General features: G+C 71.2%; 7 protein-coding genes and 1 pseudogene. 6 read left to right on the plus strand and 2 right to left on the minus strand.

All coding sequences use genetic code 11. The features are described 5' to 3' along the window. Together G3I40_RS39595 and G3I40_RS39600 are read right to left on the minus strand one after the other, a co-directional pair. Nucleotides 1–366 (minus strand): LpqB family beta-propeller domain-containing protein (locus G3I40_RS39595; RefSeq protein WP_343245168.1); only part of this gene is annotated, 366 nt, incomplete at its 3' end. Nucleotides 367–660: 294 nt separating this feature from the next. Next, nucleotides 661–1,704, minus strand: a complete 1,044-nt coding sequence (locus tag G3I40_RS39600; protein ID WP_164559660.1) for a LacI family DNA-binding transcriptional regulator — start codon at nt 1,702–1,704, stop codon at nt 661–663. Nucleotides 1,705–1,969: 265 nt separating this feature from the next. Between G3I40_RS39600 and G3I40_RS39605 the strand changes: the two genes are divergently transcribed. From G3I40_RS39605 to G3I40_RS39630, 6 genes and pseudogenes are all read left to right on the plus strand, one after another. Continuing rightward, the gene (locus G3I40_RS39605; protein WP_164559661.1) at nt 1,970–3,118 is read left to right on the plus strand and encodes a Gfo/Idh/MocA family oxidoreductase; all 1,149 of its coding nucleotides are present in this window, start codon (nt 1,970–1,972) and stop codon (nt 3,116–3,118) included. After that, nucleotides 3,115–4,038: a PmoA family protein gene (locus tag G3I40_RS39610; RefSeq protein WP_164559662.1), complete on the plus strand. Its 924-nt coding sequence runs from the start codon at nt 3,115–3,117 to the stop codon at nt 4,036–4,038. The genes G3I40_RS39605 and G3I40_RS39610 overlap by 4 nt, the downstream gene beginning before the upstream one ends. Then, nucleotides 4,035–5,363: an ABC transporter substrate-binding protein gene (locus G3I40_RS39615; protein WP_343245169.1), complete on the plus strand. Its 1,329-nt coding sequence runs from the start codon at nt 4,035–4,037 to the stop codon at nt 5,361–5,363. The genes G3I40_RS39610 and G3I40_RS39615 overlap by 4 nt, the downstream gene beginning before the upstream one ends. Continuing rightward, nucleotides 5,360–6,331 carry a sugar ABC transporter permease gene (locus G3I40_RS39620; protein ID WP_164559663.1) on the plus strand — a complete coding sequence of 324 codons (972 nt, stop codon included), beginning with the start codon at nt 5,360–5,362 and terminating at the stop codon, nt 6,329–6,331. The genes G3I40_RS39615 and G3I40_RS39620 overlap by 4 nt, the downstream gene beginning before the upstream one ends. Next, nucleotides 6,328–7,164, plus strand: a complete 837-nt coding sequence (locus G3I40_RS39625) for a carbohydrate ABC transporter permease (RefSeq protein ID WP_164559664.1) — start codon at nt 6,328–6,330, stop codon at nt 7,162–7,164. The genes G3I40_RS39620 and G3I40_RS39625 overlap by 4 nt, the downstream gene beginning before the upstream one ends. A gap of 5 nt (nt 7,165–7,169) precedes the next feature. Further along, nucleotides 7,170–7,541 (plus strand): annotated as a pseudogene (locus tag G3I40_RS39630) (hypothetical protein); the annotation flags it as partial.

Below are 7,541 nucleotides of genomic sequence, written 5' to 3' on the forward strand. Positions count from 1 at the left end.
CGCGAGCGCGGTGCCGTCCGGGCTCCACACCGGTGCGCCGGCGCCGTGCGGGAGCTCGGTCACCGGTTCGGGATCTCCGCCGTCGGCGGGCAGCAGCCACACCTGCGCGGGGCCGTTCGCGGTGCGCAGGAAGGCGATCCATTGGCCGTCGGGCGACCAGGCGGGGGCCGTGTCCGCGGGGCCGCGGGTGAGGCGCCGGGGCTCTCCCGCGCCGGTCGGCACCGTCCACAACTGCCGTTCGTCCCGGTCGTGAGCACGGTCGGCCGTGCGCAGCACGTACACGATGCGGCTGCCGTCCGGCGACAGGGCCGGCTGTTCCGGCAGGGCGAGGGCGTAGAGGTCTTCGGCGGCGAGGCGGCGGGTCACGGCGTGCTGTCTCCTCAAGGACGGGGTGGCCAGGGGCGAGGAGCACACAGCGGGGCCTGCGCGCGTCCCGCTCCGAGACATCGAACCGGTGATGTTCCCCAAGGTAGGGCAGGCCGCTCGGCCGTAACTTCGTCGCGGACGACAAGACGGGGTCCTCGTCTTCGTCACCGCGGACGAACAACTGCTCTGCTGTGGGCAGTACGCCGCCTGGACCGTCCCGACGGGCCTCGCCGGACCGGCTCAGGACCGACGGGTCGCGCTCTCGGCGGGTCTCGCCGGACCGACCGGACCGCTTCAGGGAGCCATGCGGCGCCGGACCCCGTCGGTGGACTCCCGGGCCTGCAGCCAGTGCGGTGCGACATGCACCTCGAAGGGCAGGGACTCCTCCGCGGCGATGCGTGCGGCCAGACACTTCACCGCCAGCGAGGCGATGGCCGCCTTGTCGGGGACGACCGAGGTGAGCGGCGGTGTGCTGTACAGGGCCTCTTCGGAGCCGTCGATGCCCGCGACCGCCACGTCACCCGGAATGGTCAATCCGGCTTCGTACAGCGCCTGTTGGGCGCCGACCGCCAGCATGTCGCTGAAGCAGAAGACCGCGTCGGGGCGGGCATCGGGCGGCAGGGCCACGAGGGTGCGCATCGCCAGCAGGCCGTTGCGGCGGTCGAATTCCTTGATGGCGGGTGCGAGTCGCGGATCGTAGGTCAATCCGGCGTCGTGCAGGGCGAGCTGGAAGCCCTCCAGGCGCTGGCGGCTGGTGGCCGAGCCGTGCCGGTCCGCGCCGATGGCGGCGATCCTGGTGCGGCCCAGCGCGGCGAGGTGCGCGGTGACCTCGCGGGCCGCGGCCACGTTGTCGATCAGCACGTGGTCGGCCACGACGTGATCGCGCTCGTAGTTGCGCTCACCGAGCAGCACCAAGGGGAACTCGTCGGCGACGCGCGCCAGTTCGTCGAGCCGGACACGCAGCGGCGACAGGATCACGCCGTCGAGCAGGGACGCGCCGACGCCCGTCGCCAGGCGCAGTTCCTCGGTCGCGTCGCCCAGTGTCTCCTCGATGAGGACGGTCAGGCCGAGCAGCGCGGCCTCCGCCCTGACGTGGTGGGCGAGTTCGGCGAAGTAGGGCGTGGCGAGGTCCGGGACGGCGAGACCGATCAGTCCGCTGCGCCCGGTCCGCAGCCGGCGCGCCGATTCATTGGGCCGGTAGCCGAGTTCGTGGACGGCCCGCATGACCCGCTCGCGCGTGGCGTCGGATACGCGGGGTGCGTTGCGTACAACGTTGGAAACCGTCTTGATCGACACCCCGGCGCGTTCCGCCACGTCCTTCAGCGTCACCGCCGCCACCACTGGCCCCCTCTCACCGGAGTTTTCCCAGATTATGCACGACGGGCCGCTGGTTCATGCCCGTCTGACCGCCGGTTACCGGCGATCGGGGCCCGCTCCACCCGATGGCGACGAAGGGTTGACCTCGCGGAGACGCGGCGGTTACAACGTTGGAACACACAGCAAGCGCTTGCCGACACGACCGATGCCGAGGGCCGTACGCACCCGCTTGCCGCCCGTTCGCGCTGCCCGCAGTGCTCCACCGTCCGCCTCACGAGAGGGCCCCATGTCACCGCACCGCCCGAACACCCCCCTGCGCGTGGCCGTCATCGGCACCGGAGGCATCGCGCGCTCCAGCCATCTGCCCGCGCTGCGGACGCTGGCCGACGCGGGCCGGGTCGAGATCGTCGCCGCCGTGGACGTCGACGCGCACGCGGTCCGCGCGTTCGCCGCGGCCGCCCGGATCCCCCATGCCTCGACGGACCTCGACGCCGCCCTGGCCGAACTGCGCCCGGATCTCGTGGTGTTGTGCACCCCGCCCGCCGTGCACCGGGACCAGGCGGTGACGGCGCTGAAGGCGGGCGCCTGGGTGTGGTGCGAGAAGCCGCCGTGCCCCTCGCTGGCCGACTTCGACGCCATCGAGGCCGCGGAGCGGGGCGGTGACGCGGACCCGTACGCCGCGATCGTCTTCCAGCACCGGTTCGGCTCGGGCGCGCGGCACGTCCGGCGTCTGCTGCAGGAGGGCGCCTTCGGCCGGCCGCTGGTGGCGCACTGCCAGACCACCTGGTACCGCGACAGCGCCTACTACTCCGTTCCCTGGCGCGGGCGGTGGGCCACCGAGGGCGGCGGTCCCGCCATGGGCCACGGCATCCACCAGACGGACCTGCTCCTCGACCTCATGGGCCCGTGGAGCGAGGTGCGCGGCATGGCGGCCCGGCTCGTGCACGACGTGGAGACCGAGGACGTGTCCACCGCGCAGGTCCGCTTCGCGAACGGCGCCGTCGCCACGGTCGTCAACAGCGTGCTCAGCCCGGACGAGGTCAGCCGCATCCGCATCGACTGCGAGCGCGCGACGATCGAGCTCACGCATCTGTACGGCTACCGCAACGCGGACTGGCGCATCACCCCCGCCCCCGGCGTCCCCGAGGAGACCGCCGCCGCCTGGCGCGACTTCGGCGCGGACGAGCCGAGTTCGCACCTGGCCCAACTGCGCGCCCTCGTCGACGACATCGAGGCCGGGCGCCGCCACGCCACCAGCGGCGCGGGCGGACGGGCGACCCTCGAGTTCATCACCGCCCTGTACAAGTCCGCGTTCACCGACGCGCCCGTACGCGCGGGCGGCATCGGTCCCGGCGACCCCTTTTACACGCAGCTGCACGGCAACGCCCCGGGCTGGGCGCCGGCCGCACCCCGCAAGGAAGAGGACCACGCATGACGCTCGCACTGACCCATGCCCACGGGGACCGCATCACCGTGGCCCACGAGGCGACCGGCACCGAGCTGTTCGCCTACGTGTACCGGCCCGAGGCCGCCTGGGAGGCACCCAAGCCGTACCTCCACCCGATGCGCACCCTGTCCGGCGCTCTCGTGACCGACTACCGCCCCAACGACCACCGGTGGCACAAGGGCCTGCAGCTGACGGCCTCCCACCTGTCGGGCCAGAACCTGTGGGGCGGCAACACCTACGTGCACGGCGAGGGATACCTCGCCCTGCCGGAGCGGATCGGCTCGATGGCGCACGTGTCCTTCGCGGAGGTCTCGGCGGCAGGTGACGGCGCCGTCATCGCCGAGCGGCTGACCTGGCACCCGTACGACGGGGAGCTGTGGGCCGAGGAGGAGCGCCGCATCGAGGTGTCCGACGTCGACCCGAAGGCCTCCAGCTGGTCGTTGACGTGGACTTCGGCCGTCACCAACCGGCGCGCGGAGCCGCTGCGGTTCGGCAGTCCCACCACGCACGGGCGCCCGGCGGCCGGGTACACCGGCCTGTTCTGGCGCGGACCGCGGGCCTTCCGTGACGGACGGGTCCTCACGTCCGAGGCGGACGGCGGCGACCTGATGGGCACCCAGGCCGACTGGCTGGCGTACGTCGGCGAGCACGACGGGCGCGACGGCCACGCGACGGTGGTCTTCGAGCACGCGCCGGCCAACGACCACGCGGGCGACAAGGGAACGCACCCGGCGCACTGGTTCGTGCGCAGCGATCCGTTCGCCGCCGTCGCCCCGTCCTGGGCGTTCCACGAAGAGCTCGTCCTCGCCCCCGGCGACACCCTCACCCGCAGCTACCGCGTGACCGTCGCCGACGGCGCCTGGGACCGCACGCAGGTCGCCGCGCATCTGCGGGACCTCACGTGGTGAGCGGCGCCGGGAACCGGCCCCTGAGCCGCCGCGCCCTGCTCACCTCGGCGGCCCTCGGCGTCGGCACCGCCCTGACCTCGACGCTCACCTCCTGCTCCCGCACGAGCGCGGGAGGATCCGGCGGCATCGCCCTCACGTTCTCCTGGTGGGGCAACGACGACCGGGCCGCGCGCACCAACAAGGCCGTGAAGATCTTCGAGAAGGAGCACCCCGGCGTCACCGTGCAGACGTCGAACGGCGACTTCGGCGCGTACCTGCAAAAGCTCGCCACCCAGGCCGCCGGCGGCGGGATACCCGACGTGGTCCAGCTCGACTACCGCCAGATCTCCCAGTACGCGGGCGGCAAGGCGCTGCTGCCGCTGGACGACGTCGTCAAGGACGGGACGATCCGCACCTCCGACATCGACAAGGACTTCCTGCGCACCGGCACCTTCAAGGGCGACCAGTACGCCCTGCCCATGGGCCGCGGCATCACCGGATACGCGTACGACACCGCCGTCTACAAGAAGGCCGGCATCCCGACACCGCAGCCGAGTTGGACCTGGCAGGACTGGGCGCGGGCCAACAGGAAGATCGCCGCCCTGGGACTGAGGACCCCCGACGGCCGCCACTTCACCGGCGCCAGCGACGGCGGGGGCAACGAGGACGTCTTCGAGGACTGGCTGCGCAGCCACGGCAAGGCCCTCTACGCGAGCCAGACCCGACTCGGCTTCACCGAGGACGACCTGACCGCGTTCTGGACGTTCTTCGACAAGCTCCGCAAGGAAGGCGCCCTCGCCCAGGCCCGGGACACCATCCAGGGCAAGAGCACCGAGACCGGTGCGATGGGACGCCGGATCGCCGCCGCCGACTACACCTGGGACGCGCCGTTCCCCGGCTATCCGGCCCTGCTCGGCGACACCGTGCACTTCGCCCCGGTCCCCACGATCGACGGACGACAGGGCGTGTACTTCAAGCCGAGCATGCTCGTCGGCATCGGCGCCCACACCCACCACCCCAAAGAGGCGGCCCAGTTGGTCGACTTCCTGCTCAACGACCCGCGGGCGGGCGACATCCTCGGCTTCTCCCGCTCCACACCGCCCAACCGGAAGATCGCCGCCCGCGTCGCCACGACGCTCAAGGGACCGGAACGGGAGATCTACGACTACGCCCAGGCGATGGAGAAGTACGGCCTGGACCGCCCGCCGACGGCCCCGCCCCGCGGCGACCTCGCCATCCAGGCGGCCTTCACGCGCGGACACCAGCGCATGATCTACGGCCTGGCCACCCCCCGCCAGGCCGCACGCGATCTCATCGACGAGGCCGAGAAGGAGCTGAGGTCATGAGCACGGTGACGACCACGGCGCCCGCGCGCGCCGACCGGCCCGAGGACCGGCGTCCGCCCGCCCGCCGACGCCGCCGCCGGGTACGCGAACGGCAGTGGCCCGCCTACGTGTTCCTCTCCCCCTGGATGATCGGCGCGCTCGTCCTGACGCTGGTGCCGATGGCCGTGTCGCTGTACCTGTCGTTCACGGACTACAACCTGTTCGACCCACCGCACTGGATCGGCCTGCGCAACTACACGGACATGCTCACCGACGACCCCCGCTACTGGCGGTCGGTCGGCACCACGATGCTGTACGTCGTCGTGGCCGTCCCGGTGAAACTGGGGCTCGCCCTCGGTGTGGCGATGCTCCTGCGCAACCTCAACCGGGGCCGCGCCTTCTACCGTTCCGCGTTCTACGCGCCGTCCCTGCTCGGGGCGAGCATGTCCATCGCCCTGGTGTGGAAGGCGCTGTTCAACGACGGCGGCTCGGTCGCCGGCGTCCTGGAGTCGATCGGCATCCACGCCGGCGGCTGGGTCGGCAACCCCGACCTCGCGGTGTACGCCGTCGTCCTGCTGACGGCATGGCAGTTCGGCGCGCCCATGGTGATCTTCCTGGCGGGTCTGCAGCAGATCTCGCCCGACCTGTACGAGGCGGCGGCGCTCGACGGCGCGGGCCGCTGGCGGCAGTTCGTCTCGATCACGGTGCCGATGCTGTCCCCGGTCGTCTTCTTCAACCTGGTGCTCGAGGTCATCAACTCGTTCCAGGTCTTCACCCCCGCCTTCGCCATCAGCGGCGGCGACGGCGGCCCGGCCGACTCCACGATGTTCTACACGCTGTACCTGTACGAGCGCGGCTTCACCGCCTCCCACATGGGTTATGCGGCGGCGATGGCCTGGCTGCTGCTCCTCGCGATCGGCGTGGTCACCCTGATCCTGTTCCGGACCTCCCGGTCCTGGGTCTTCTACGCGGACGAGGAGGGCCGATGAACATCGCCATGAAGCGGTGGCTGCCGCACACGGTGGCGACCGTGTGCCTGCTGGTCCTGCTGTATCCCCTGGTCTGGCTGATCGCGACGTCCCTCAAGCCCGCCGACGAGGTGCTGACCAGCCTCGACCTGTGGCCGAGCCACTTGGAGTGGTCCAACTACACGACCGCGCTGGACGGCGTGTCCGGCATCTCCGTCACGCGTCTGCTCACCAACACGCTGCTCATCGCGGTCGGCGCCGTCGTCGGCAACGTCCTGTCCTGCTCGCTGGCCGCCTACGCCTTCGCCCGGCTGCGCTTCCGGATGCGGGGGCCGATGTTCGCCTTCATGGTGGCGACGCTGATGCTGCCGCACCACGTCATCCTGATCCCGCAGTACATCATCTTCAACCGGCTCGGCCTGGTGGACAGTTACTGGCCGCTGATCCTGCCGAAGTTCCTCGCCACCGAGGCGTTCTTCGTGTTCCTCATCGTCCAGTTCATGCGCGGGCTGCCCCGCGAACTGGAGGAGTCCGCACGCATCGACGGCTGCGGCGCGTTTCGCACGTACTGGTCCATCACCCTGCCGCTGAGCCGTCCCGCGCTGATCACGACGGCCATCTTCACGTTCATCTGGACGTGGAACGACTTCTTCACGCAGATGATCTATCTGTTCTCGCCGGACAAGTTCACGATCACGCTCGCGCTGCGCAGCTTCGTCGACCAGTCCAGCAGCTCGGCGTACGGGCCCATGTTCGCGATGTCGGTCATCTCCCTCCTGCCGATCGTGCTGTTCTTCTTCGTCTTCCAGCGCTACCTCGTGCAGGGCATGGCCACCTCCGGACTGAAGGGCTGAGACACATGACGACCCCCGCACCCGCGCCCGTGGGTGAGCGCCGCCAGCCCGGTGAGATCTTCGGTTCCGGCTTCTCGCTCTTCGCCGACATGCTCCTCGTCGGCCTGCTCACCAGCCTCGCGTGCCTGCCGGTCCTCACGCTCCCGGCCGCGTTCTCGGCCGCGTCCGCCACCTTGCGGGAAACCGCCGGGACAGGCGTGCCGATCAAGGCCTCCGCGTACGTCGCGCGCCTGCGGAGCCACCTCGGTGCACGCAGCCTGGCCGGCGGCCTGCTGCCTCCGCTGCTGGTCCTGGTCCTGCTGACCGACGCGGCGCTCGTACGCGCCGCGCTGCCCGGCGCCGCCGTCATGGCGCCGGCCCTGGTCCTGCTCGCCCTC

It is taken from the genome of Streptomyces sp. SID14478, from assembly GCF_010548525.1.
In the GTDB taxonomy this organism is placed as follows: Bacteria; Actinomycetota; Actinomycetes; order Streptomycetales; family Streptomycetaceae; genus Streptomyces.

Bases quoted from the DNA above. Each gene is read 5' to 3' on its own strand.
- G3I40_RS39605 (WP_164559661.1), top strand. From the start codon at position 1,970: ATGTCACCGCACCGCCCGAACACCCCCCTGCGCGTGGCCGTCATCGGC.
- G3I40_RS39610 (WP_164559662.1), top strand. From the start codon at position 3,115: ATGACGCTCGCACTGACCCATGCCCACGGGGACCGCATCACCGTGGCC.
- G3I40_RS39620 (WP_164559663.1), top strand. From the start codon at position 5,360: ATGAGCACGGTGACGACCACGGCGCCCGCGCGCGCCGACCGGCCCGAG.
- G3I40_RS39625 (WP_164559664.1), top strand. From the start codon at position 6,328: ATGAACATCGCCATGAAGCGGTGGCTGCCGCACACGGTGGCGACCGTG.